The 26,067-nt window shown below is 59.7% G+C and carries 23 protein-coding genes; 7 read left to right on the top strand and 16 right to left on the bottom strand.

The features are described 5' to 3' along the window. Window positions 1-31 precede the first annotated feature (31 nt). From EIY72_RS14685 to urtA, 6 genes are all read right to left on the bottom strand, one after another. Entirely contained in the window at window positions 32-868 is an 837-nt protein-coding gene (locus EIY72_RS14685) for an urease accessory protein UreD (protein WP_093227051.1), read from the bottom strand. Between the two features lie 31 nt (window positions 869-899). Then, window positions 900-1,598 carry an urea ABC transporter ATP-binding subunit UrtE gene (gene urtE / locus EIY72_RS14680; protein WP_093227048.1) on the bottom strand — a complete coding sequence of 233 codons (699 nt, stop codon included), beginning with the start codon at window positions 1,596-1,598 and terminating at the stop codon, window positions 900-902. Between the two features lie 34 nt (window positions 1,599-1,632). After that, on the bottom strand, window positions 1,633-2,505 hold the full coding sequence (gene urtD, locus EIY72_RS14675) for an urea ABC transporter ATP-binding protein UrtD (protein WP_093227045.1): 873 nt from the start codon (window positions 2,503-2,505) through the stop codon (window positions 1,633-1,635). Then, window positions 2,502-3,581 carry an urea ABC transporter permease subunit UrtC gene (gene urtC, locus EIY72_RS14670; RefSeq protein ID WP_093227042.1) on the bottom strand — a complete coding sequence of 360 codons (1,080 nt, stop codon included), beginning with the start codon at window positions 3,579-3,581 and terminating at the stop codon, window positions 2,502-2,504. Before urtC ends, urtD begins: the two co-directional genes overlap by 4 nt. Beyond that, complete coding sequence (gene urtB, locus EIY72_RS14665; protein WP_093227039.1) at window positions 3,581-5,083, bottom strand: urea ABC transporter permease subunit UrtB; 1,503 nt, start codon at window positions 5,081-5,083, stop codon at window positions 3,581-3,583. The genes urtC and urtB overlap by 1 nt, the downstream gene beginning before the upstream one ends. A 215-nt stretch (window positions 5,084-5,298) precedes the next feature. Next, window positions 5,299-6,564 carry an urea ABC transporter substrate-binding protein gene (gene urtA, locus EIY72_RS14660; RefSeq protein ID WP_093227036.1) on the bottom strand — a complete coding sequence of 422 codons (1,266 nt, stop codon included), beginning with the start codon at window positions 6,562-6,564 and terminating at the stop codon, window positions 5,299-5,301. Window positions 6,565-6,844: 280 nt separating this feature from the next. On the opposite strand from urtA, the gene EIY72_RS14655 reads away from it, so the two are divergent. After that, entirely contained in the window at window positions 6,845-10,162 is a 3,318-nt protein-coding gene (locus EIY72_RS14655) for a hypothetical protein (protein ID WP_093227033.1), read from the top strand. 105 nt (window positions 10,163-10,267) lie between these two features. Here the strand turns inward: EIY72_RS14655 and EIY72_RS14650 are convergent, their stop codons facing one another. From EIY72_RS14650 to cbiE, 8 genes are all read right to left on the bottom strand, one after another. Beyond that, on the bottom strand, window positions 10,268-10,705 hold the full coding sequence (locus EIY72_RS14650; RefSeq protein WP_093227031.1) for a hypothetical protein: 438 nt from the start codon (window positions 10,703-10,705) through the stop codon (window positions 10,268-10,270). Between the two features lie 375 nt (window positions 10,706-11,080). Continuing rightward, on the bottom strand, window positions 11,081-12,460 hold the full coding sequence (locus EIY72_RS14645; protein WP_093227029.1) for a PepSY-associated TM helix domain-containing protein: 1,380 nt from the start codon (window positions 12,458-12,460) through the stop codon (window positions 11,081-11,083). Between the two features lie 107 nt (window positions 12,461-12,567). Continuing rightward, complete coding sequence (locus EIY72_RS14640; RefSeq protein WP_093227027.1) at window positions 12,568-14,685, bottom strand: TonB-dependent copper receptor; 2,118 nt, start codon at window positions 14,683-14,685, stop codon at window positions 12,568-12,570. Window positions 14,686-14,789: 104 nt separating this feature from the next. Further along, complete coding sequence (locus tag EIY72_RS14635; protein ID WP_093227025.1) at window positions 14,790-15,233, bottom strand: DUF2946 domain-containing protein; 444 nt, start codon at window positions 15,231-15,233, stop codon at window positions 14,790-14,792. Between the two features lie 21 nt (window positions 15,234-15,254). After that, complete coding sequence (locus tag EIY72_RS14630) at window positions 15,255-15,734, bottom strand: copper chaperone PCu(A)C (protein WP_093227023.1); 480 nt, start codon at window positions 15,732-15,734, stop codon at window positions 15,255-15,257. A 48-nt stretch (window positions 15,735-15,782) separates the two neighbouring features. Continuing rightward, on the bottom strand, window positions 15,783-16,181 hold the full coding sequence (locus EIY72_RS14625; RefSeq protein ID WP_093227021.1) for a DUF2946 domain-containing protein: 399 nt from the start codon (window positions 16,179-16,181) through the stop codon (window positions 15,783-15,785). A 176-nt stretch (window positions 16,182-16,357) separates the two neighbouring features. Continuing rightward, complete coding sequence (locus tag EIY72_RS14620) at window positions 16,358-17,086, bottom strand: cobalt-precorrin-6A reductase (RefSeq protein ID WP_093227019.1); 729 nt, start codon at window positions 17,084-17,086, stop codon at window positions 16,358-16,360. A gap of 30 nt (window positions 17,087-17,116) precedes the next feature. After that, the gene (gene cbiE, locus EIY72_RS14615) at window positions 17,117-18,328 is read right to left on the bottom strand and encodes a precorrin-6y C5,15-methyltransferase (decarboxylating) subunit CbiE (protein WP_093227017.1); all 1,212 of its coding nucleotides are present in this window, start codon (window positions 18,326-18,328) and stop codon (window positions 17,117-17,119) included. A gap of 184 nt (window positions 18,329-18,512) precedes the next feature. Here cbiE and cobG point away from each other — a divergent pair, with 184 nt between their 5' ends. From cobG to cobJ, 4 genes are read left to right on the top strand one after another with little or no spacing between them, the layout of a single operon-like run. Beyond that, window positions 18,513-19,820 (top strand): precorrin-3B synthase, encoded by a 1,308-nt coding sequence (gene cobG, locus EIY72_RS14610; protein WP_093230736.1) that lies wholly within the window; start codon window positions 18,513-18,515, stop codon window positions 19,818-19,820. After that, the gene (locus EIY72_RS14605; protein ID WP_093227015.1) at window positions 19,813-20,439 is read left to right on the top strand and encodes a precorrin-8X methylmutase; all 627 of its coding nucleotides are present in this window, start codon (window positions 19,813-19,815) and stop codon (window positions 20,437-20,439) included. Before cobG ends, EIY72_RS14605 begins: the two co-directional genes overlap by 8 nt. Next, a complete protein-coding gene (locus tag EIY72_RS14600; protein ID WP_162276465.1) occupies window positions 20,439-21,170 on the top strand; it encodes a precorrin-2 C(20)-methyltransferase in 732 nt (243 codons plus the stop codon). The genes EIY72_RS14605 and EIY72_RS14600 overlap by 1 nt, the downstream gene beginning before the upstream one ends. Continuing rightward, on the top strand, window positions 21,170-22,870 hold the full coding sequence (cobJ, locus tag EIY72_RS14595) for a precorrin-3B C(17)-methyltransferase (RefSeq protein ID WP_093227010.1): 1,701 nt from the start codon (window positions 21,170-21,172) through the stop codon (window positions 22,868-22,870). The genes EIY72_RS14600 and cobJ overlap by 1 nt, the downstream gene beginning before the upstream one ends. A gap of 80 nt (window positions 22,871-22,950) precedes the next feature. Here the strand turns inward: cobJ and EIY72_RS14590 are convergent, their stop codons facing one another. Next, complete coding sequence (locus tag EIY72_RS14590) at window positions 22,951-23,607, bottom strand: hypothetical protein (RefSeq protein WP_093227006.1); 657 nt, start codon at window positions 23,605-23,607, stop codon at window positions 22,951-22,953. Window positions 23,608-23,825: 218 nt separating this feature from the next. Here EIY72_RS14590 and EIY72_RS14585 point away from each other — a divergent pair, with 218 nt between their 5' ends. Then, a complete protein-coding gene (locus tag EIY72_RS14585; RefSeq protein WP_093227003.1) occupies window positions 23,826-24,695 on the top strand; it encodes a hypothetical protein in 870 nt (289 codons plus the stop codon). A 47-nt stretch (window positions 24,696-24,742) separates the two neighbouring features. Next, on the top strand, window positions 24,743-25,435 hold the full coding sequence (locus EIY72_RS14580; protein ID WP_093227000.1) for a hypothetical protein: 693 nt from the start codon (window positions 24,743-24,745) through the stop codon (window positions 25,433-25,435). Between the two features lie 17 nt (window positions 25,436-25,452). Here EIY72_RS14580 and EIY72_RS14575 read toward each other — a convergent pair whose 3' ends face one another. Next, window positions 25,453-26,049, bottom strand: coding sequence for a MarC family protein (locus EIY72_RS14575; RefSeq protein WP_093226997.1), 597 nt, complete (start codon window positions 26,047-26,049; stop codon window positions 25,453-25,455). Window positions 26,050-26,067 lie beyond the last annotated feature (18 nt).

The raw sequence follows: 26,067 nt of genomic DNA, 5'->3' as shown, positions 1-26,067 counted from the left end.
ATTTGTGAATCCAATACAGGGGGAACAGTGCTCAGGTATTCCAGATTCTCGGTGGGACAGCCTCTCGGCCAAGCAGCGCCGGCCTGAGCAGCCGCCATAAATCAATCAGCCAACCCCGCGCCAACAGCGCCTCACTGGCCAGGCATCGCGCAACCAGCAATCCCGGCAGTTGCGTCAAGTCCCCGCGCACATCGTTGGGCAACGAGCGACAGGCTTCGAGCAGATCGCTGTCGATCTCACCGGTCACCAGCAAGGTCGCAAACACTGGTTGCCCGTCGAGCCCGATGGGCGAATCGAGCAAGCCATCGGCCCCGACAATGCGCTGGCGTTCATGCCAGAGCAATTGCCCGTCCCGGCGGATGTCCAGCTGTGCCTGAAAGTGGCCAAGATCAAAACGCTCGCCACTGGCGGGACGACCGAGGGCCACGACGTCCCAGTAGAGCAGTCGCGCATCGCCCTCAAGGTCGATGCGGGTGCGCAGTTCTGCCTGGGCTGCGCTAAAAACGATGGTCTCCTGGGGCAACCATTCCAGTGTCGCACCGGCTACTACTGTCAAGGTCAGCTGCTGATAGGCGGGACCGGCGGCGCGGTACCATTTGGCCGCGCCGGGGCTGGTGATCTGCGCCCAGGCATCGCGCTCGACGCTGGCCGAGATGTCCAGTCGATCACCCCCGGCAATGCCGCCGGGTGGATGCACGATGATGTGCTGGCAGACTTCAGGCCCTTCGGCATACAGGTGTTTCTGTACCCGTAACGGACCCTTGTGCCGACGCAGGACAGGGCGTGTGGTGTCGTCGAACCGGGCGTAGGCCAATTCGAGTTCGGCATGCCAGCTGGGCGTGAATAAAAGCGAGGCAGGTAGATTCATGTTTTTTTAATTATCGTTAGGACGCTACAGATTAGATCGTAACCAGGCCGCGTACACCCTCGGCTTGCATATTTTCGCCACGTCCCTGCTGCACGATCTCGCCCCGTGACATCACCAGGTATTGATCGGCCAGTTCAGCGGCGAAATCGTAGAACTGCTCGACCAGCAATATGGCCATGTCACCCCGTGCGGCGAGCTTCTTGATCACCGCGCCGATCTCCTTGATCACCGACGGCTGGATGCCCTCGGTGGGCTCGTCGAGGATCAACAGGCGAGGCCGGCTGGCCAGCGCGCGGCCGATCGCCAGTTGCTGTTGCTGCCCGCCGGACAAGTCGCCACCGCGGCGTTGCTTCATTTGCAGCAGCACCGGGAACAGCTCGTAGATGAACGCCGGGACTTCCTTCGCTTCACTGCCGGGAAAGCGCGACAGACCCATCAACAGGTTTTCTTCCACGGTCAGGCGGCCGAAGATTTCCCGGCCCTGGGGCACGTAGGCGATTCCGGCGTGCACGCGCTGGTGCGGTTTGAGCGTGGTGATGGCTTTGCCTTCCCAGTTCACCGCGCCTTCCCGTGCCGGGAGCAGGCCCATCAGGCATTTGAGCAGGGTGGTCTTGCCCACGCCGTTGCGCCCGAGCAGGCAGGTGACTTCGCCAACTTTCACGTCAAACGTCAGGCCGCGCAGGATGTGGCTTCCGCCGTAGTACTGGTGCAGCTTGTCGACTTGCAGCATGTTCAAATTCCTCTCAACCCCGGTAGGAGCCGGTTTAACGACCGAGATACACCTCGATCACCCGCTCGTTGTCCTGCACCTGCTCCAGCGATCCTTCAGCCAGCACGCTGCCCTGGTGCAACACGGTGACGTGGTCGGCAATCGAACCGACAAAACCCATGTCGTGTTCCACCACCATCAACGAATGCTTGCCCGCCAAACGCTTGAACAGTTCGGCGGTGAATTCGGTTTCGGCATCGGTCATGCCCGCCACCGGTTCGTCGAGCAACAGCAGCTGCGGGTCCTGCATCAACAGCATGCCGATCTCCAGGAATTGCTTTTGACCATGGGACAGCAAACCCGCCGGCCGATTGACCGCGCTGGTCAGGCGAATGGTCTCCAGCACCTCACTGATGCGATCTTTTTGTTCGCCGCTCAAGCGTGCACGCAGGCTGGCCCACACCGATTTGTCGGTCTTCTGTGCCAGTTCCAGGTTCTCGAACACACTCAAGGCTTCGAACACGGTGGGCTTCTGAAACTTGCGGCCGATGCCGGCCTGGGCGATCTGCACTTCGCTCATTTGCGTCAGGTTCAGGGTTTCACCGAACCAGGCCTTGCCATGACTGGGACGGGTCTTGCCGGTGATCACATCCATCAACGTGGTCTTGCCGGCGCCGTTAGGGCCGATGATGCAACGCAACTCACCGACGCCGATGTACAGGTTCAGATTATTCAATGCGCGGAAACCGTCGAAGCTGACGCTGATGTCCTCCAGGGTCAGAATGGTGCCGTGACGGGTATTGAGCCCCGGGCCCGCCCGCTGGCCAAGGCCCAGGGCATCACGGCTGGTACCGGCGTCGCGGTTGGGCTCCAGCGGTGGAAAGAACGCCGGTTCGAGCATGAATTCAGCCGTTGCCGTGACTCTCATTGTTCACCTCTTTTCTTCAGCAGGCCGATCACGCCTTTGGGCAGGTACAGGGTCACGACGATGAACAGCGCGCCGAGGAAAAACAGCCAGTACTCCGGAAAGGCCACGGTGAACCAGCTCTTCATGCCGTTGACCACGCCGGCGCCGAGCAGCGGCCCAATCAAGGTGCCGCGACCGCCGAGGGCCACCCAGACCGCCGCTTCAATCGAGTTGGTCGGCGACATTTCTCCGGGGTTGATGATCCCCACTTGCGGCACGTACAAGGCACCCGCCAGGCCGCACAACACGGCGCTCAACACCCAGACGAATAACTTGAACCCGCGTGGGTCGTAGCCGCAGAACATCAGGCGGTTTTCCGCATCGCGCAGCGCAGTCAGCACGCGGCCGAACTTGCTTTGTGCCAGGCGCCAGCCGAGGTACAGGCTTGCCACCAGCAGCACGACAGTGGCAAAAAACAGCACCGCGCGGGTGCCCGGTTCAGTAATGCCAAAGCCCAGGATCGTGCGGAAGTTGGTGAAGCCATTGTTGCCGCCGAAGCCGGTTTCGTTGCGGAAAAACAGGAGCATGCCGGCGAACGTCAGGGCCTGGGTCATGATCGAGAAATACACGCCCTTGATCCTCGAACGGAAGGCGAAGAATCCGAAGATCAACGCCAGCAGACCGGGCGCCAGCACCACCAGGCACAGGGTCCAGAGAAAGCTGCTGGTGCCGGTCCAGAACCACGGCATTTCCGTCCACGACAGGAAGGTCATGAACGCTGGCAGTTCATCGCCGGAGGCCTGACGCATCAGGTACATGCCCATGGCGTAACCGCCCAGGGCGAAGAACAGGCCGTGGCCGAGGGAGAGCAGGCCGGCGTAACCCCAGACCAGATCCAGCGCCAGGGCAACGATGGCGTAACAGAGAATCTTGCCCACCAGCGTCAGCGTGTAGGCCGAGACATGCAGGGTGCTGTCCACCGGCAACAGCGAGAGCAGGGGCAGCGCCAGCAGCAGAACGAGGATCACTGTGCCTATGGCAACCGTGACTTTCGGGCCGGCCTTTTGTGTAGCCGTGAGCAGTAGAGGCTGGTTCATCAGTCGATCACCCGTCCTTTCAATGCGAAGAGGCCTTGCGGACGTTTCTGGATGAACAGAATGATCAGCGCGAGGATGAGGATCTTGCCGAGCACGGCACCGATCTGCGGTTCGAGGATCTTGTTGGCAATGCCCAGGCCAAAGGCTGCGAAGACGCTACCGGCCAGTTGCCCGACACCACCCAATACCACCACCAGGAACGAATCGATGATGTAGCTCTGCCCGAGGTCGGGGCCGACGTTGCCGATCTGGCTCAGGGCTACGCCACCGAGCCCGGCGATGCCCGAGCCGAGGCCGAAGGCGAGCATGTCGACGCGCCCGGTGGGCACGCCGCAGCAGGCGGCCATGTTGCGGTTCTGGGTGACCGCACGCACGTTCAGGCCCAGGCGCGTCCTGTTCAGCAGCAACCAGGTCAGCACCACCACACACAAAGCGAAGACGATGATCACGATGCGGTTGTACGGCAGCACCAGATTGGGCAGTACCTGGATACCGCCTGACAGCCACGCCGGGTTGGCCACTTCGACGTTCTGTGCGCCGAACATCAGGCGCACCAACTGGATCAGCATCAGGCTGATGCCCCAGGTGGCGAGCAGGGTTTCCAGTGGGCGGCCGTAGAGATGCCGGATCACCGTGCGCTCCAGGGCCATGCCGATGGCTGCAGTGACGAAAAACGCCACCGGTAACGCGATCAGTGGATAGAACTCGATGGCCTGCGGTGCGAGGCGCTGGAACATCAGCTGCACTACGTAGGTGGCGTAGGCGCCGAGCATGAGCATTTCGCCGTGGGCCATGTTGATCACGCCGAGCAGCCCGAAGGTGATCGCCAGGCCGAGGGCCGCCAACAGCAGAATCGAGCCCAGCGACAGGCCACTGAAGGCCTGGCCAAGGACTTCGCCGATCAACAGTTTGCGTTTGACCTGGGCAAGGCTGGTTTCGGCGGCGGTGCGCACGTTGGCATCGGCTTCGGCTCCGGGCTCAAGCAAGCCTTCGAGGCGCGTGCGGGCCAGCGGGTCGCCGGTTTCGCCGAGCAAACGCACGGCGGCCAGACGCACGGCCGGATCGTTGTCGACCAGTTGCAGGTTGGCCAGCGCGAGGCTTAATGCGGCGTGGACACCCTCATCTTTTTCGCCGGCCAATTGCTGGTCGAGGAATTTCAGTTGTGCGGGACGAGCGCTTTTCTGCAATTGCTGTGCGGCGCTCAGACGGGTTTTGCTGTCGGTCGCCAGCAGTTGATGACTGGCCAATGCGGTGTCGATCAGCCCCCGCAGGCGGTTGTTCAGGCGCAGGGTTTTTGGCTGGCCGTCGACCGTCAATACGCCTTGTTGCAGGGCGTTGATCAGTTCGACACGGGCCGGATCGGGTTGCGCGGCCCAGGCCTCCAGCAGTTTGGCCTGTTGCGTCGGGTTGGCGGCGACGAAGTCTTCGGCGTCGCTGGCGTGGGCCATCATGGGCAGCAGCAGTGCGAGGGCGCAGATAAAGCGGTAGATGGCTGTTGGCATTGGTGGTGTCCTGTTCAACCGCCCCCTCACCCTAACCCTCCCCCAGAGGGAGAGGGGACTGACCGAGGTGCGTGAGCGATGTGCTGCAACTTGCAGATTCGAGTCGATCTCTGGCTTTGAAAAGCTTGAAGATCGGCTCCCTTTCCCCCTCTCCCTGAGGGAGAGGGTTGGGGTGAGGGGGATGTTTCAGGTCCGCCTCAGTTTCGGAATCCGCCTCAGTTGCTCTTCATCGCATAATCCGGCTTCTTGTCATTACCGGGAATGAACGGGCTCCACGGCTGGGCGCGGATCGGTCCTTCGGTCTGCCAGACCACGTTGAACTGCCCATCGCCCTGAATTTCGCCGATCATCACCGGCTTGTGCAGGTGGTGGTTGGTCTTGTCCATGGTCAGGGTGTAGCCGGACGGCGCGGCAAAGGTCTGACCGGCGAGGGCTTCACGGACCTTGTCGACGTCAGTGGACTTGGCTTTCTCGACGGCCTGCGCCCACATGTGGATGCCGACGTAGGTGGCTTCCATCGGATCATTGGTCACCGCTTTGTCAGCGCCCGGCAGGTTGTGTTTCTTCGCATAGGCTTTCCAGTCATCGACGAACTTCTTGTTCACTGGGTTCTCGACCGATTCGAAGTAGTTCCACGCCGCGAGGTTGCCCACCAGCGGTTTGGTGTCGATGCCACGCAGTTCTTCCTCGCCGACCGAGAAGGCCACCACCGGAACGTCGGTGGCTTTCAGGCCCTGGTTGGCCAGCTCCTTGTAGAACGGTACGTTGGAATCGCCATTGACGGTGGAGATAACCGCTGTTTTGCCACCCGCCGAGAACTTCTTGATGTTGGCGACGATGGTTTGATAGTCGCTGTGACCGAACGGCGTGTAGACCTCTTCGATGTCCTTGTCTGCCACGCCTTTGGAATGCAGGAAGGAGCGCAGGATCTTGTTGGTGGTGCGCGGGTAGACGTAGTCGGTGCCGAGCAGGAAGAAACGCTTGGCGCTGCCGCCGTCATCGCTCATCAGGTATTCAACAGCCGGGATCGCTTGCTGGTTGGGCGCGGCGCCGGTGTAGAACACGTTCGGCGACATCTCTTCGCCTTCGTACTGCACCGGGTAGAACAGCAGACCGTTGAGTTCTTCGAACACCGGCAGTACCGATTTGCGTGACACCGAAGTCCAGCAGCCAAACACCACCGCCACCTTGTCCTGGGTCAGTAACTGGCGACCCTTTTCGGCAAACAGCGGCCAGTTCGAGGCCGGGTCGACTACCACCGGTTCGAGCATCTTGCCGTTCACGCCGCCCTTGGCGTTGATCTCGTCGATGGTCATCAGCGCCATGTCCTTGAGCGAGGTCTCGGAGATCGCCATGGTCCCGGACAGCGAATGCAGGATGCCGACCTTGATGGTCTCTGCGGCCTGGACGGTCCAGGTCATACCCATTGCGGCAATGCTTGCCGTGAGTGTGAAAGCCTTGATCAAGCTGCGACGCTTCATTGTGCGATCTCCATGAATTGATGATTTTTCTTGGTTGGCAGATGCGGACTACTGCAGGGGCTTTAGCAAGGGCTGTGCCTAAGACCCGAAGGGCTTTGCCTGTGGGTTAGAGAGGATGCTCAGGTGCGGGGATTGCACCGTGAGCGGGCACTGAAAAGCGTTGTGGTCATGGCCGTGCGCTCATGTGGTGCCGAGCATGATGCGATAACTATTTACCGCTGCTGAGCATTCATGCGGTGCGAGAGTGCGTCTCCACTAATGATTCAATGGAGTGTTACTCATGGATGAACAAGTCAGGCGACCAGACACAGCGGGGGCTGCTCAGTTGAGGGTGTTGGACAGCCTCTTTCTTTCAGCGGACGACGCCGCGCATTTTGGTCACGAGCGCGTCGGACGGCGCCGTAACATTGGATATTTTGCCTATATCCTGGAGCGCAGCGATGGCCGGTTTGTGCTGACCGAGCCACAGGTGCTGCCGCTCGGAACAATTCCGCATCAGGCGCTCCCGCCTGGTCACGTGCTGCACAGTCAGTTCTTTTCTCACCCGGCGTTATCGACACTCGATCCCGACAAGATTTCAACGCTGGGATGGACGGTCGAAGATGCCGCGACAAGCCTGTTGATGTTCAGCGTTCACGAGTGCCGAGTCCTGCTCGGCGCTCGTAATCCGGCCTATCTTTCAGGATCAGAGAACAGTCTGATCGGATTCACTGGAAACGGCTCGACGAGCGAGGCAGCGTTGCGCACTCGATTGGGAAATCGGGAGAAACCCGGCGAGCTGGCCCGGGATCTCGAGACAGGGGCGGCAAAACCCGAAGCACTGGTGATGGCGATGGCCGAAGCTGGTGACCTGCATGTCTTCATCAGCGACGGGCGCTGGCGCCCGCGTGGAAAGATCAGCGGGCCAGTCGCTCCGCAGCCATGGGCGCGCATCGTGCCGGACAAAGTGGCCTACGGGGCAGTATTCCCAACAGCCGATGGCGCGGCCCTCGATCGCGACTTCAAGGACAGAGCACAACACGATCAGGAGCAGACATGGTTCGGCTTCATACTCAAGCATCGAGACAGGGAGGAATACATTTCCACCGAGTTGGTTGCGCTCAGCACGACAACCAAGCTCTGGAGGCGACGTACCTTGTTCGCTCACGACAGCAGTGGCAGGGACTTCATTTATCCCGAAGGTTTCATGCCGCACTCCTATTTCTATTCACGACAGCAGGTCAAGCGGGTCCAGCCTACACGTGGCGAAACCAGCCTCTGGCTGGCACAGAACTTCATCCAGCCCAGACATTTGTACGAGGTGATATACGACGGCAAACGACGTCCGGTCATGGAGGTGATCGATGAGGCCAATCCGAACATCCCACTCTATATTGCTTCGCAGGATGGCGCTGTTCTGAAATACCAGGCAAAAAAGGGCACCGATCTGTTTGACAATGATGTCGTCGGCCAAAGCCTGGACGATTTTGAGCGAAATCTGAGCCGCGGAACACTCACCCCGGCCGGCTTCGTCAGAGTAATCGCCAAAAGTGGTGAGTTAGGTGTCATCAGCACCAGTCTGTGTTGGGATAGGACAGGCCCGATCGGCCCCCATTGGATACCAAGCCTGCACCTGTCGCGACGCAAGCTCGGGCCAGTCTTCATTTCCGCGGATGACGCAGCCCTGTATGCCCGCTCGAAAATACCCAGGGGCAGGACAGTGGCATTTGGTGGTCTGATCCTGATTCGCAACGATGGTTGTTTTGTGGCGACCGATCCAATCCCCATTCCCCAGGAAAACTTCGATATCAAGTGGGTTTTCCCCGATGACGCGGCCACCGCTGGCCTGTTTCCGGCAGGCTGCAAAATCGTTGCGCGCTATCGCTCCCGGGTATCGCGGGCGATCCCGGTCGTCATGACGCCCATCGAACGAGACCTTTATCGCAATATGTTGTCGGTCGATGTCGTCTACACCGCGTTCACACATTCGGAGCAAGCACTGAATGAGTACCTGTTTGCTCCTGACGGCGCGACTGTCCGTTACCGGATGGGTTTGTGGGAAAAATTGCGTGCCGATCTTGGTATCGCAATCGGTGCTTCAGGCAACCCGGCAAACGATCTTGATGCCGCCTGGGTCAAAGAGCAGATCTATCAGCGTTTGTTGTCACCGATAGACTGGGTAAAAAAACTGGCCAATGCCGGAGACCTGCGCGTGGTCATGGGCAGTCCGTTGTGGGGGCCGCCAGGCAAGGTGGCGAACGTCGTTTCATCTCCCATCGCAATCAGCAAAGATCCAGAGAGCGTTGAGTCGGATCCGGCATACAGCCCGCTGCACATTCAGGCGCAGGACAGTGCGCGTTTTGTCCATGACCAGACCGCCCGCTCTTCAGCCCTGAGTTTCGGATTTGTCCTCAAGGGGCCGGGCCGCAGTCCTGCGTTCATGGCAACCCTGCCCGTTGAGGCGCTTAAGCCAGCGCTTGAACACCGACAGATATTCTCTGGCGCTTTACCGTATCGATACAACATAAGCGCGGTGTACCTGCGTGGGGCAACGAAACAGCCGGGGTCCACGGAAGAGACGCGGGAACATTTCTTCTCTCCGCTCGACGTTAGCCAGGTTCGCACCCTTGCTTACCTTCCCAGCGAGTACCTGCCGATTTACTTTTCCTGCGCTGACGGTGCGTTGTTGCGCCTGAAACTCCTCACCTTCGATCCCATTCCATCAACCGATCGCTTTGGCCAAATTGAGTTCAAGCCCAACCCCTTTGCTTCGCCCGAACAGGCACGGCGTGACTGGAGCAACATCCAACAGGGCAAACTCGGTTTGACCGATTACATTCGCAAGATGGCTGCAGCCGGGGAACTGGAGGTGCTGGTGACCAGTGCTTATTGGTCTTGCCCGGGTAAGGTCGGGCAGGATTGGGTGCCGCACATGAGGGCTATTTCCGACGATGACCTGTGGGCGCAAAAACCGGTATTGCCTTTGGGGCCGATATTCCATCACCCCGACGATGCGGTTGGGCATGCACAACGGCGTATTGCTCATGTCAAAGCTCAAGCGAATTTTTATATAAGCGGCGTCCTCGTCAGGCCCGACACCTATTCCTACGTGAGCGTAGAGCCTGTGGCTGATCACGCCTCTCCCAGCGATGGCTTCCTGCGGATTTTCCGTACCCAGGGAGACCCTTCTACCTCGGCAAGAAACAAGGTTCCTGAGTTTCCTGTGGAATACTCGTTGAGGGCTGCCTTCCAGATGGCCGCCCCGCAGGCCGGCTTCACAATGGACGGGGTGGACTATGCATCAAAGGCGTCGGTCTGGATAAGCACCCTGATTTTGAAAAACAAGAGGTTCAACATTGAGGCGTTCTACTACTCGACACGCAGCGGTGCACTGCTCAAATACATACCCTCAAACTCCGCCCAGGAAGGGGAGTTTCTGTCCCAACCTTCTTCGGGTAGTAGCGCAGACCTTGTTTCCCGGTTGAAGTACTTTGGGGTCATGAGGGTATTGACGAGCGCTTCTGGCTGGAACCAGCTCGGGAACCTTGGAGAGGACTGGCAAATCGCCCGACTGAGGGTTTCGACGCAGACAGATAAACCGACACGAGATGAGCTGTAATGGCTGATTGGTTATAAATTTCAGCTTCGCCACCGCGACTCCCCGGATGGGACGGCTCTCGGTGGCGAGGCACAGGATTTACTGAAGGTGTATCAGTCAGGCCAGTTAAACATCAGCTTTGAGGCAGGTCTCAAAACCATGTCCACCACCTTCGTACTCTGGACCGTAATAGTATTTGGTGAATGAAGTTTTTCCGTCAGCAGTTGTAGTTATTTTCGCAATGCCGACGCCGTAATCCTTGAGAGCCGGATCCGTATGGGCAAAGTAAATCGCCAGCGAATTTGAATTGGCGGCGGCAAATCCGTCATATCTGGAATTGTCGAGCAGTGTCAGGGTAAAAGCGTAAGCAGCATGTTCGCCGGTGCTTTGTTCGGTATTGAGTTTCATGTCGACAACACCTTCAAATGCCCCTATATGGCTGTCCATGCCGGTGCATTGGTATCGACCACTATAGTCAATGCCAGTAAAGGCGGGCTGAGCAGCCCATGCTGGAGCTGCAATGAATGCGATGGATGCGATGGATGCGATGAGTATCTTGAACATGGTTAGCCTTTTTTGTTCTCGTAGGAGTTGTGCTGATTGAGCTGTAGGAATAGTCACCATTGAGATGTGCGAGTGTTTTAGTGTTTAACTCGCGAGAGCGAAGTATGGATGTGATGGAGAGTTTGTTAAGTGCTAACTCAATACGAGGTTTTTCAAGGAGATGATTTTTACAATTAACCAGTATGTTTGTGGTATCGCATCCATGCGATGAAAAACAACTAGCCGAGAGCCTTTTCGTGGACAGGCCGCTCCCTTGGGAATCGTGCAAACGCAGTAAGAGTGGGATGATCTGTGAGGGGCCAGGCAAGTACACCCTGAATGCGCGAGGGTGATGCGCAGGGAGCCGTCCATTGCACCCTGCGCACCTCACCAGTCTCAGGATGAAGACGAAGCACTTTCCGCTTTCCGGGTCAGGCGCGACAGCAGCAGGCGATCCAGCACCCACACCGCCACCAGCGAAGCGCCTACCAATGGAAAGACCACTGCCAGGGCAAAGATGATGACCATCGCAGTTTTCCACTTGGGCAGGTCATGACGCAGTGGTGGCACGCCAAGTTTTCCTTGTGGACGACGCTTCCACCAGATCACCACGCCGCTGACGGCGCTGAGCAGGATCATCAGGCAGATCAGCAATACGACAATCTGATTGAAGGTGCCGAACATCTTGCCTTCGTGCAGCATCACGCCGATTTCCGTAGCCCGGGCAACGGCACCGTAGTGTGCGAAGCGCACGTCGGCGAGGACTTTGCCGGTGTACTGATCGATGTGCAGGGTGGCATCGTTGCGCGGGTCGTCTGCGAACACGGCGATGGTAAACACACCGGTCGCGGTGGTCGGCAGGGTGATGCTGTAACCCGGTTCAACCTTGCGCTCTCTGGCGATGTTCTGCACGTCTTGCAGGGCAATGGTCGGCGCTGCGGGGCCGGCGTGCGCGCCGTCGTGGTTCATGTGTTCAGCGTGATCGCCGGACATCGGCATTGGCGTGTTTTCCATGGCCCAGGGCACGGTCTGGCGAGTGGCCGAATTGAGGCTGCGGGCCTCGACGTCGGACTTGGGCACGTCATCCCACATGGCGGCCGGGAACACGTTCCAGACCTCGGCGTATTGCTTGCCCCAGAAGCCGGTCCAGGTCATGCCGCTGAGCAGCATCACCAGCAACAGCGAGGCGCCCCAGAAACCGGTCACTGCATGCAGATCACGCCACAACACGCGACCACGGCTGTTCAGGCGCGGCCACAAAATTCCTGCCGCCTGGCCGCGGGGCCACCACAGGAACAGGCCCGATACCACCAGGACAATGCCCCAGCCGGCAGCCAGTTCGATCAGGCGATCACCGACCGTGCCGATCATCAACTCGCCGTGAATCGCCCGGGCGATGGCCTGCAGGTTCTTCTTCGCATCCTGCTCGCCGAGGATGTCGCCGTGGTGCGGATCGACGAAAACGTTCAGCTCCTGACCATTGTTCTGCACGACGAACTGCGCGCTGTGCTCGGCGTTCAGCGGTGGCAGGTATTGGGTCACCTGGCCTTGTGGATAAGCGGCCTTGACCCGTGTCAGCAAGTCATCGGCTGAAACGGTGTGATGGCCGGCCGGGACGTTGAGCAGACTGCTGTACATCAGTGAGTCGAGCTGCGGCTTGAACAGGTAGATAGTCCCGGTCAGGGCCAGCATCACCATGAAAGGCGCAACGAACAAACCGGCATAGAAATGCCAACGCCAGGCCAGGTTGTAGAAATTCACTTTGGGCTGTTTCATCACGTGTGCTCCGCTTGGCTGGATCTTTTAGTTGTCTGTATGGCGGTTGCTGCGCAACCGATCGCGGGCATACCCGCTCCCACAGAGGGAGCGGGCGCCCTCGAGGGTTAGAAACTCATGTCCACCTTGGTCCAGAGCGTTCGCCCCGGTTCCTTGATGGCCTGCGGGTCGTTGGCGGGGTAGCCGAACCCGGCGTTGCCGGCCAGGTTCAGGTGTTCGGCGTACGCCTTGCCGAACAGGTTGTCGACGCCGCTGCTGACCTTCCAGTTCTGGTTGATCCGATAGGCACCGTTGAGGGAGAACACGCCGAATCCTGGCGTTTTGTCAAAGTCCTTGCCGACCACGTTGCCCTTGTTCTGGTCAATACGGTTTTGCGCAGCAACCACCCTCCACAGTGCGCCGGCGCTCCAGTTGTCTTCGCTATAGGTCAGGCCGAAACGCGCATCCAGTGGCGGCATCTGCGGCAATGCCGTGCCGTCGCTGCTGTTCTTGCCCCAGGCGTAGGCCAGGGTCGCATCGGCTTTCCAGTTGTTTGTAAGCTTGTAGGCTGCCCCCAGTTCACCGCCCATGATTCGCGCGTCGATGTTCTCGGCTTGGGAAGTCATGCCCATCATTCCCGGGGTGTAGCTGAACAGGATGTAATCGCGCACCTGGCCGACATAGGCCGAGGCCCAGGCGTCCAGCGCCTCGGTCTTGTATTGCAGGCCGACATCGAGCTGGGTGGTTTTTTCCGGCTTGATCGCATCGAAGGCGTTCACCGAGCCGGCGGGACCTGCGTTCGGTGAAAACAGCTCCCAGTAATCCGGGAAGCGCTGGCTGTGACCCAGCCCCGCGTAGAGGGTGGTCGGGCTGTCAGCCAAGTCGTGTTCGTAGCGGATGAAGCCGCTCGGCAGGGTGTCGGCGCGGGTCTCGTCGGCAGTCGGATTGGGCCGGGTCATCATTCCGGAACCGGTGGTTTGCCGGTAATCCTTGGCCGAGGCGCGGTCCAGGCGTGCGCCGCTGATCAAGCGGTCACGGTCGGCGGCGTACCAAGTCAGCTCACTGAATACGCCATAGTTATGGAAGTCGGCATCCTTGCTGTAGGGCAGGTCCTTGTAGGTATCGATGCCCATTGCACTGCGCTGGCGATGCTCGTTGGTCTGGGCGTCCAGGCCGCCGATCAGTTGCACGTCGGCCCAGCGCCAGGTCGCCTTGATCCGGGCGCCGAGGGTGCGGCGGTCGACGTTGGACGCCATGGGCCCGGCCATCATCCCGGTGCCGGACGGCGTGCGCAGCGTGTAGTTATCCATTACGTGGTCGGCGTAGTTGTAGTAGACCTGCGCCTCGATCGTGTCGAGCACCTCGCCTATGTTGGACTGTTCGAAACGCAAGCCGAGGCTCTCGCGCAGGAACTGTGCACCGTCCATGCCGCGCCCGGCATATCGGGCTTCGCCGTCGCCACGGCCGGCGGTGAGCTCCAGCAAGGTGTCGGCGTTTGGTGTCCAGCCAACCGCCACATCACCGTTCCATTTTTCATAGCGCGACGGCACGGTGTCGTTGTTGCCGTCCTTGTAGTCGTCGGAATGTGCAGTGTTGCCGATCACCCGCACATAACCCAGCGAGCCCCCAGCCGTGGCGTCCACCAGTTTGTCGAAGCGGCCGTTGGAACCGGCCAGCACACTGGCGTTGACCCGGGTACCGAGCTCGCCGAAGTGTTCCGGTTCGCGGTCGAAGAGGATGGTTCCGGCGGAAGCACCCGGTCCCCACAGCACGGTTTGCGGACCTTTGATCACGGTGAGTTTGTCGTAGGTTTCCGGCGAGATATACGAGGTCGGCGCATCCATGCGCCCGGGGCAGGCGCCAAGCAACTGACTGCCGTTGGTGAGGATGTTCAGCCGCGAACCGAACATGCCGCGCAGCACCGGGTCGCCATTGGTGCCGCCGTTGCGCACCAGGGCGAAGCCTGGAATGGTCTTCAGGTAATCACCACCGTCGCTGGCCGGCACCGGTTGGCGCGGGTCCTTGGGGTTGGTGACGATGGTCAGCGGTGAACTCGGTGCAACGGCGGTGATCACCGTCGGGCTCAATTCTTCGCTGTGACCGGCATGTTCGTCGGCCAACGCAGAAGGCGCGAGCAAGGCACCGCACAGAATGGCGGTGGCGTGCCTGAAGCGAATACTCGATTCGTTCAGGGCAAAAGAGGCTTGAGCAGCGCTCAAGCGTGGGGCAGCAGAAAACCTGGACATGACAATTTCCATCGAACAGTCGTAAACAACACGGCCGGCAGCCTGCGCTGCTTCTGTGGGCGCAGGGGTTGCCTTGTGGACCGTGTGAAATCAGCGGTAAGTGTTTACGCGACGATGACGGGCGGGGCGCGGCTGCGGGCGCCGGGGAAGAAGGTTTGCCGGGCGTGACCCAGCCGGGGGGACGGCGCGGTGAACGTGTTGACCAGGGGGATGTTGAAGGTGGCGAACGTGCCGCCTCCGGTCAACGCCGGGCAATTGAACAGGAGGCTGCAATAGCCACACTTTTCCCACAGCACATGGTGTTCGGAGGCGGGTGGGCAGTGTTCGGCAGTGGTTGGCGAGCCGTGCTCGGCATGTGCCATTGCCGACATGTCCATGCTCATGCCCATCGGCATGTTCATGGACGCGCCAGTGTTCATCGGCATCGACTGAGAGATCAGTGGACCGATGAAAATCATCAGCATGGCGAACAGGCTGATCCAGCTGCCGCGTGTCAGGCTCAAGGGTTGACGGCGGGCTCGGGATGACCTGGCGCTAAGCGGGCGCATGGGCGAATTCCGCGCAGGCGATTACTGTGCGTGCTGGTGTTCTTGCGTGGCGTCCGGTGCCTTTTTCTGCACCGCCACTTCGACCTTCACCTCGCCGGCTTTTTCGAAATGCAAGGTCATGGGAAAGCGCTTGCCGTCGGCCAGCAGGCTGCGGTCTTTGAGGTTCAACAGCATCACGTGATAGGCCATCGGCGCGAACGTCACTTCGCCGCCTGCCGGTACATCCACGTTTGGTACGTGCTGCATTTTCATCACGTCGCCTTGCATCACATGCTCATGCAATTGCGCTTCGCCGGCGATTGGCGAGTCGACGCTGAGCAGGCGGTCAGCGGTTTTGCCTTCGTTGTTGATCACGAAGTAGGCCGCAACGGTCGGTGCGTTAGGCGGCAGTTCCTGTGACCATGGATGCTCGATTTCAAGATCGCCGACTTTGTATTCGTGGGCATTGGCAAAGCAAGCAGGCAGCAGCAAAGCGGCCAGAACGATGAATTTGTTCAACATGGCAGTTCTCCAGAACGATTCGATACGCAGGTCAATTGCGAGACGGAATCACACCAGAGGAGAAGCGCGGGGGTTGAGGCTCGGCCATTGCTGGCGCGGTGACGGTGCGTGGAGGGAGGGCGGTGGCAGGCTTCGATTGGCTTCAAAGCGGGCGTAATACAACTGCGGCACATGCCCGGGCAGTGCGACCAAGGGCGCGGAACCGGAACAGCACCAGCAATGCTGCATGTTGGAATGATCGTCACCTTGCGGTGCTTTCTGCCCGAGATCGCCGAGGTTGATCGCGACCATCTTGGTGCCGCTGGCGCTGCAGAAACTGCCCCACAACAACTGTTCGGCCGGCGCTTTTGCCGTCTGCGCCATGGCGCCTGTCATCGGCATGGCGAGCATGTTGAACAGCACTGCGAAGCAGGCTATCCAGGCAAATGCGAGCCGTTGTCGGGACATGGGACAAATCCGGTTGAGTGGGCAATCAGGCGCGGCTATTTAGCCTGATCAGGGCCGATAAGTAAAAAGACCGCGTGCGGTGTGGTGTCGCAGCAACAGTGTTTTCCTAGGCTTCATGATAGTCGTGAAATACAAAGTGCCAGTACCGCTTTAGCTTTGTTCAGAATCTCGATGGACTAGTGTTTGGCAAAATCTGACAGCGCGCCAAGCAGGTCTGCCACTGAGGCGAACTCCCGATTCACCTTGGGCAATGCCGGTCGTTTCAGGATCAGCACCGGCACTCCACGTTCGCGTGCGACTTCCAGTTTTGGCTCGGTTGCCGTGCTGCCGCTGTTCTTGCTGATCAGTACGTCGATGTCACGGCGTGCGAACAGGGCGCGTTCTTCGTCGATCAAAAAGGGGCCGCGAGCGCCGATCACTTCGCAGCGCTCGTTGCCCGGATACACATCAAGGGCGCGCAAGGTCCAGAACTGCTGCGCAGGAATCTCGTCCAGGTGCTGCAAGGGTTCGCGACCAAGGGTGAACAGTGGGCGACGGAAAGGCTTCAAGGCCTCGACCAATGCGTTCCAGTCCTCGACTTCGCGCCAGTCATCATCGGCCTGAGCTTGCCAGGACGGGCGTCGCAGCGCCCAGCAGGGAGTGCCACTCATGTCGGCAGCAGTTGCCGCGTTCTGGCTGATGCGGGCAGCGTAAGGGTGGGTGGCATCGATCAGCAGGTTGATGCCTTCATTGCGAATGAACTGCGCCAGACCCTCGGCTCCGCCATAGCCACCGACACGCACCTGGCAGTGCAGGTCAGTCGGTACCCGACCGATACCGGCCAGGCTGTAGACATGCTGCGGGCCTAACGTGCGGGCGATGGCCAGCGCTTCGCTGACGCCGCCGAGCAGCAGGATGCGCTTCATCGCAGGGCTCCCGTGTGTTTGCCTGTTGGATTACGCATCGAGACGCTTCGTCAGTTCAAGCAAGGTGATCGGCAACGCCTGGCGCCAGGTGTCGAAGCTACCCAGCGGTTGCGCCTGCGCGATATGGACGCGGGTCAGTTCACCGCCGTGACGTTCGCGCCAGGTCATCAGGGCCATCTCGCTTTGCAGGGTGACCGCGTTGGCGATCAGACGGCCGCCGGGTTTGAGCGCGGCCCAGCAGGTGTCGAACACGCCGTCGCGGGTCACGCCGCCACCGATGAAAATCGCATCCGGGCGCTCAAGACCGGCCAGCGCTTGTGGCGCGCTGCCGCGGATCAGTTGCAGACCGGGGACGCCGAGCGTATCGCGGTTGCGTTCGATCAATGTCTGCCGGCCTTCATCGGCCTCAATAGCCAGCGCGCGGCAGCTGGGGTGGGTGCGCATCCATTCGATGCCGATCGAGCCGCTGCCGGCGCCAACGTCCCACAACAGCTCGCCGGGTACTGGCGAGAGGCGTGCCAGGGTGATGGCGCGGACATCGCGCTTGGTCAGTTGGCCGTCGTGCTCGAACGCCGCATCCGGCAAGCCGGCCAGCCGTGACAGGCGCGGCGTGTTCGGTTCGGCCAGGCAATCAATGGCGATCAGGTTCAGATCGGCAATCGGCAGATCGTTCCAGTCGCTGGCAACGGCGTCGATGCGCCGCTCGGCCGGGCCTCCCAAGTGCTCCAATACGGTGAGACGACTTGGCCCGAAACCGCGCTCACGCAGCAGCTTGGCGATAGCGCCAGGGCTGCCGCCATCGTTGCTCAACACCAACAGGCGCGCGCCGCTGCACAGGTGCGCGTTGAGTGCCGCGATGGGGCGCGCCACGACTGAAAGCGTGACGACATCCTGCAGCGGCCAGCCCATTCTGGCGGCCGCCAGCGAGCAGGACGAAGGTGCGGGCAGCGTCAGCAGTTCAGCGGCGGGAAGCTGACGGGCGAGGCTGGCGCCGACGCCGTAGAACATTGGATCCCCGCTGGCCAGTACACAGACGGGCTCGCCACGCAGTGCCAACAGCGCATCAAGGGAAAACGGGCTGGGCCATGGCTGACGTTCGCCAGCGATACACGTCGGCAGCAGATCCAGATGCCGCTGGCCGCCGAAGATCTTCGAGGCGCGCAGCAGGGCATGCCGGGCGTTCTTGCCCAGGCCCTTGAAACCGTCTTCGCCGATGCCTACCACTGTCAACCAGGGGGTCATGCCGTTCCTCAATCACGCGTTTTTTCGTAGTTGGACGGCATGATAGCGCGGGTTCCACGGGCTGACTGCCTTCTCTTCCCGTCCGGAGTCTTTTCATGTGGCCAGACAAAGCAGGCATAATGCCGCGCAGTTTTCCCGCGAATCGCCTCGCTACCTGAACGGGTCCGCCTTGAACCAACCTCCGCTGTCCTCTGCCTTACGTCCCTCGGCTTGCCCGGGGTTGCTGCGTATCGTCCCGGCAATGGATGGCGGTATCTGCCGGATCAAACTGAACGGTGGTGTCATCAGCAGTCGCCAGGCCCATGCAGTGGCCGATGCGGCTGAGCGATTTGCCAGCGGGGCGATTGAAGCCACCAACCGTGGCAACCTGCAGATCCGCGGGATCGGCGCCGAACAGACTGCCCTGATCGACAGCCTGCTGGCGGCTGAGCTGGGGCCGCGCACGGCGGCGGGCGATGATGTTCGCAACCTGATGCTCAGCCCGAGTGCCGGGATCGACCCGGCGGTGGTGTTTGACACGCGGCCATTGGCCGAGCAGATCCTGGCAACGTTGCAGAGCCATACGCCTTTCCATGACCTCAGCGCCAAGTTCGCCGTGCAACTCGATGGCGGCGAAGCCCTGTCGATGCTCGAGCATCCCCATGACTTGTGGCTGTCGGCGTTTCTACGAGATGGCGAGCTGCGCCTGGCGTTCGGTCTGGCGGGGTGCCTGGTAGACCGGCCTGTCGGCTCGGTGACTGTGGATGACGGACACGCCTTGGTGGTCGCTGTGCTCGAGTTGTTTCTCGAGCTGGCGCGCCCGGAGCAGACCCGTATGCGCCATTTGCTGGCCGAGTGTGCGCTCGACGACTTTCTCGCACGACTGGCCGAGCGGGTGTCGATCCACCCGGTGGACCATTGGCTGCGGCCTGCCCAGCCGGGTGAGCTGCACATTGGCGTCCATCCTCAGGTCGACGCGGGTCTGGTCTACGTGGGCGCGGTGCCGCCATTGGGACGACTCAACCCTGAGATGTTACGTGGGGCGGCGCAACTGGCGCAGCAGTTCGGTGATGCGAACCTGCGTTTCACACCGTGGCAAAGCCTGCTGCTGGCCAACGTGCGCCGTGAACAGGCGGCGCACGTTGGCCAGGGCCTGCAACACCTCGGTTTGCTCTGTGACGTCGAGCAGCCGTTGACCCGGCTGATCGCCTGTACCGGTTCCAACGGTTGTGGCAAAGGCCTGGCCGACACCAAGGCGGATGCCTTGCAACTGGCGGCGTTGATGCAGGTTCATGGGCAGTCACCGAGCGTGCACCTGAGCGGCTGCCCGCGCTCTTGCGCCGCCGCGCACATCGCGCCGGCAACATTGCTGGCGGTCGCCCCCGGTCACTACGACCTCTATTTTCGCGATGCAACGCAGCCGGGATTCGGCGCGTTGCACACACGCAACCTTACTATTGAAGCGGCCGCAGCCTTGCTCGACGGCCGCTCACGGAGCCCCCTTGATGCTTGAATACATCCGCGACGGTCAGGAGATCTATCGCAACTCCTTCGCGATCATTCGCGCCGAGGCCAACCTCGAGCGGATACCGGCCGATCTGGAGAAACTCGCGGTCCGCGTGATCCACGCCTGCGGCATGGTCGAAGCCATCGACGGCTTGCAGTTCTCCGAAGGCGCGGGCAAGGCCGGGCGCGATGCGCTGGCGGCCGGTGCGCCGATTTTGTGTGATGCGCGGATGGTCAGCGAAGGTGTAACTCGCGCCCGTTTGCCGGCGAACAATCAGGTGATCTGCACCCTGCGTGACGACAGCGTTCCCGAGCTGGCCCGCGAGCTGGGCAACACCCGTTCTGCGGCTGCACTGGAACTGTGGCGCCCGCACCTGGAGGGTAGCGTGGTGGTCATCGGCAACGCGCCGACGGCGCTGTTCTACCTGTTGGAAATGCTCGACGCCGGCGCGCCGAAACCAGCGCTGATCCTTGGCTTCCCGGTGGGCTTCGTCGGTGCCGCCGAATCCAAGGCCGCCCTGGCGGCGGACAGCCGTGGCGTGCCCTTTGTGATCATGCAGGGACGGCTGGGCGGAAGCGCCATGGCTGCCGCCGCCGTCAATGCCCTCGCCACGGAGATCGAATGATGCAGCAACCTGGACGTTTGATCGGCCTCGGCGTTGGCCCTGGTGATCCGGAACTGATTACAGTCAAAGCCTTGCGCCTGCTGCGTGAGTCGCCGGTGGTGGCGTATTTCGTCGCCAAGGGCAAGAAGGGCAATGCCTTCGGCATCATAGAGGCGCACCTGCAGGACGCACAGAACCTGTTGCCGCTGGTGTACCCGGTGACCACCGAAGCACTGCCGGCGCCGCTGTCCTACGAACAGGTGATCAGCGACTTCTACGATGAAGCGGCCAATGAGCTGGCGCTGCATCTGGATGCGGGGCGTGATGTGGCGGTGATCTGCGAAGGCGATCCGTTCTTCTACGGCTCGTACATGTACCTGCATGATCGCCTCGCCAGCCGTTATAAAGCCGAAGTCGTGCCGGGTGTGTGCTCGATGCTGGGTGGCGCTTCGGTGCTCGGTGCGCCGCTGGTGTATCGCAACCAGAGCCTGTCGGTGTTGTCCGGCGTGTTGCCGCATGATGAGCTCAAACGCCGTCTGGCCGATGCCGACGCGGCGGTGATCATGAAGCTGGGACGCAATTTCCCCAAGGTACGCCAGGTGCTTGAAGAACTGGGTCTGGCGGAGCGCGCGCTGTACGTCGAGCGCGCGACCATGGCCAACCAGAAGATCGTGCCGCTGGATCAGGTCGAGCCGATGTCCTCGCCTTATTTCTCGTTGATCATCGTTCCCGGTGAAAGGTGGCAAGGCTGATGACTCACTCCACGCCAGCCATCGTCATTCTTGGTCAAGGCAGCCTGGCCACTGCTCGTCACATTCAGCAGGTGTATCCGGCCGCGCAGATTCATGGTCTTGCCGGCCGGGTCGAAGGTGCGGACGTTGTGTATCAGGAGTTCGGGACATTCCTGCGTGAGTTGTATCAACGGGATGTACCGATCATTGCCCTGTGCGCTGCCGGAATCGTCATTCGCACGCTCGCTCCACTGCTGCTGGAAAAGGGGGCCGAACCTGCGGTGCTGGTCATTGCCGAAGATGGCAGCGCCGTGGTGCCACTGCTTGGCGGCTTGGGTGGAGTGAATGTCATGGCGCGGGAAATCGCTGCCGGGCTGCAGGTCGCAGCCGCCATTACCACCAGCGGCGAATTGCGCTTTGGTACCTGCCTGCTCAATCCACCCAGCGGTTATGCATTGGCGGATCTGGAACTGGGTAAGCGCTTTGTCTCCGATCTGCTGGCGGGACACAGTGTACGCATTGAAGGCGCAGCGCCATGGCTGAATCAGGCTCAGTTGCCGCAGGACCCAACGGCGCAGCACCTGATTCACGTCGGCAGCACTGAGCGTGAGGCAAGTGCCTATGAGTTGCTGATTTACCCACGCAGTGTGGCGGTGGCGGTGAGTGCCGGGATTGCGGATCTGCCTGGTGCTGTTCGTACCGCGCTGAAGCAGGCGAATGTGGCCATGCAATCGTTGGCCTGCCTCGTGGCGGAATCTTCAGAGATGGCCGCGGCGAATGTGCGCGAAGCAGCATTGGAACTGGGCGTGCCGTTACGGTTTGTCTCGGGGCAAGGCGATGTGGGGGCACTGGCTCAGGTTGCAGTGCCGGGAGCAAAAGTCGTGGCCTCGGATAACCTCGCCATTGCAATCGCCGAGCACCCACTGGACGTCGCGCACATCGGTCGTTCGCGGGGCCGTCTGGCGGTCATCGGTCTTGGGCCTGGCGCGGCTGAATTGATGGTCCCTGTCGTCAAAGCCGAACTGGCCCGTGCGACGGATGTGCTCGGCTATGAAACGTACGTGCGTATGGCAGGTCCTTTCCGCGATGACCAGGTGCTGCACTGCACCGACAACCGTGAAGAAATGCAGCGTGCCCGACACGCCTTCAGACTGGCGGCCGAAGGGCGTTCAGTGATCGTGGTATCGTCGGGCGATCCGGGCGTTTTCGCCATGGCCGCAGCGGTACTCGAAGCGTTGCACGAGTCGAATGACCCGGAGTGGCACCGTGTCGATCTTGAAATCCTGCCGGGCGTCTCTGCCTCGCTGGCAACGGCTGCACAGGCGGGTGCCCCTTTGGGTCATGACTTCTGCGTGCTGTCGCTGTCGGACAACCTCAAGCCGTGGTCGATCATCGAGAAACGTCTGGACCTGGCTGCACAGGCCGATTTTGCGTTGGCCTTCTACAACCCTATCTCCCGCGCACGGCCGTGGCAGTTAGGCCAGGCACTGGAAATCGTTGCGCGGCATCGCACACCGGAAACGCCCGTTGTACTGGGCCGCGACATCGGCCGGCCGGGTCAGACGTTGCGCACAACTACCTTGGGTGCATTGACCCCGGATCAGGTGGACATGCGCACGATGGTGTTGATCGGCTCGTCTACCACCTGTGTTTTTTCACATGCCGAAGGTCGCCAGTGGGTATATACACCACGCTGGTACGGGCAAAAACCCGAGGCCTGATCATTCGGCGACAGGCCAATACAGGCGCCGGAAGCGATGAAGGCGCCTGCAAGCCGATTTGCAATGGCGATGAAAGCGGCTTATGGCCGCTTTATGCAGAGGGCGAATCGCTGTGCGACCAGTTTCTGGCGCAGTACTTCAAACAGGCGAAGCCTTTGTTCATCGAGGAGGCTTCGTTCGAGTACGAAATCGGCCCGGCGCTGAATCAGGATTGTCGATTTATCTTCCCACGCCCAAAACAGAAAGTTGTTTTTCTCCACTCGGCTGATCAGTTCAAGCTGGAAGACCGTCAAGTGGAGGTTGCCTTTTGCGTCGTAGTGGGTGGGTGCGACTTGAAAACGTCGGCCCCTGTTACTCTCATTATCAAATGAGAGTAACGCGGTCTTGTTTGCGCCAAGCGCATCGAGGGTATCAATCATTGCGTTCCCTTGCCGGATGCCTTGGTGCAGTTCAATGTTTTGCACCAAGTGTTCGGCAACGCTCCCCGACATGATGAATTTGACCGTTTCGGTATACCGCTCCATGTTCAGGGCTCTCCAGCCAAAGTATTGCAAGTTGGAGAAATACTCTTGAATCCATTCCGTTGAATCACCAAAGCGACTGACACGTCTTTCCGACAGCATCGTCACGATACGAGTACAGTCCGTCAAATAATCATAGTCTTCTAATGACAGGCGGCTAATGATGGATATCAGGTTGTGATTTTCCAGTACGCCGAAGGGGATGTCGTTGTTCATGCGTTTCTCACTTTTGGTTTGTGTCGATTTTGTCTCCGAGGATTATCCTGGCAAGGTTTTATTGTGTTGGGTTTGTGTTGTTGTAAGTTGATAATTGTTCGGCGTGCAGTTAAATATGTTGAATTGGCTTTGAATTGCCTTGCTTGTTTGTTGTGGGTTAGTTTGGCCTTGCGTTAATGCCTTAATCTAAAAATATATTGATAGGAGTTGCAAGCGCTATGGAAAGCAAGTTTACGGTTGAAGAGTCTGCGAATCTGATCAATGGCCGTAGGGTCAAGCGACATGCACTGGGACCCGCAATGGGAACTGCCCGTGTCAGAGCGTTTGCTCCGGCGAGTGCATCCGGCCCGACCAATGCTGCGGGTCCGGCCCCTACTGCTGCAGAGACTGCCAGTCCCACTAAGGATCTGGACGCTATTGTGATTGCCAACACGCTGGTCGGTTACGGTGAAAATATTAGCCTGGAAAATATGGCGATTATCGAAAATATCATCAAGTTTTCTAAGCTGGAAGCCAACTTTGAAGTGCCTGATGGTAAGCCCGAGGCCTGGTATCTTTCTTTTTTGCAGTGCATGGATGAGTTGGGTTGTTTTGTTGCTGACTCTGGGTACACCTCTTATCAGAAAAATGCCCAGCAACTAACAATGGATAACATTGTTGTCGATATCGTCAAGGCGGGTATTGGCGCAGCCAAAGCGGCGATACCCGGCGCGTCAGCGCTTTCTGCCATTGTCGATACGACACTGGATTCGTTGAAGACGGAGGCAGAGGCGATCAATCTGTTTCATCACGAAGTGACGCAAAGCAAAGGTGTCAAGCTGGCAATCATGCCGTGTGATCAACTGGCAAACGGGATTATTTTAACTTCGTTGTCTTCGATCGATAGTGTCGGTGGTGAAGAAGAGACGTCTCCGCTTTTCTTTGACTGGAAAACTACCAGTCGAACCATATTTCGGGGAAGTTCCTATATTACGTTTAACCCTGTTCGGTACGCGGGGATCAAAAACGACCTTGAAGAATACCTTGGTGAGCATTTCAAGGCTGCGTTGAGCAAACGCTTTGAACGACGTAAAAAGAAAAATCAGTAAGGGTATGGCTGGCGGTGAACACCGCCAGCCGTTTACGGAGCGATCAGATGAGCTATTCGATCTATATTTATGCGAACGCGGTTTTGGTCCTGTCGAAGGCGTTATCGCCTGCCTGCACGAAGGATGTTCTGGATACGATCGCTTTTGCCAGCCTTGCCGCCGACGAAGATGTTCCTGGCAGGGTGCCGGATTCAAAGTGGTTCGAGTGCTACTCGGACATATTGTCTGCGTGTGGATGGACCGTTCTTGCCCAACAGGAGCGCGATGAGTTTCCGCGCCTGGAGCTGGGGATGGTATCAGGACAAAAGGCGTTGGTTGCCTTGGTTGAATCGGCAATGCCCGACCGAGAGGCTAGGCCGATTTTGGCGGCACTTGATCATGTGGCGACGTCCTCGGCATGGGAGCGGCAACTTCTTTACCCGAGTCCGCAGAACGGTGCAGAACCGACACGCGTAAGGGCGGCAGCCGGTATTGTCGAGGAAGGTGGTTTTTTGAGCATGGTTTCCGTTTCTTTCCAGGTTCATCACGCGGTCGAACAAGCGGGCCTCGACAGCGTGGCCGCCGCGCAGAAGCTTGATGGGGGCATGGTCAGCCGTGTTTACTCGGCACGCTTCAATCAGCAGAACTATGATGAATTCAGGGATGAAACCGTCGAGTGGCTGGCAGCAGAGCTGCACACGCCGTACACCGAAACAGGTGTGCTGCCAATGGACTGGAATTCGTCCGAGCCGGGTGTCTGAAAAGCCGGCTCAGAACATCAAGGAACCAGATAGCCTTTTACGCCGGTGAAAATGATCTGCGCCGCGAGTGCACATACGAACAACCCCATCAAGCGACTGACAATCTGCAAGCCCTGGTCACCGAGAATCCGCTCGATTCGATTCGACAGGTAAAGCACTACGCCTACGGTGAAGCTGGCCAGGGCAATACTGACAATAGCTGTGAGTTTGTCGTCCCAGTGTGGCTGGCTCACCCCCATGACCAGCAAGGCACCAATTGTCCCGGGTCCGACCGTCAGCGGAATGGTCAGTGGCACGATGGTCACATCCTGCTGTACGTTGTCGGTCTGTACCGCCGACTTTCCTTGCGCCATTCCCAGTGCCGAGATGAACAACACACTGCCGGCGCCGATGCGGAACGCATCGACGGTAATGCCGAACACGCTGAAGATCACTCGACCGAACAAGTACAGAAGGACGCTGGAGACCAGGGTGGCAACGGCTACCTTCCAGGCCAGTCTGCGCTGCTCCTTGCGCGAGTAACCGCGAGTCAGACTGATAAAGCAGGACAACACGAAGAACGGGCTGTAGAGCACCAGCATCTTCAGGTAAACGCTGAATAACACATGGAGCATGGTGCCGGGCTCACTGGC

Source organism: Pseudomonas vancouverensis (assembly GCF_004348895.1).
GTDB classification, from domain to species: Bacteria; Pseudomonadota; Gammaproteobacteria; order Pseudomonadales; family Pseudomonadaceae; genus Aquipseudomonas; species Aquipseudomonas vancouverensis.
Note: the sequence above shows the minus strand (reverse complement) of the source record. Positions and strands in the feature narration are given on the sequence as shown.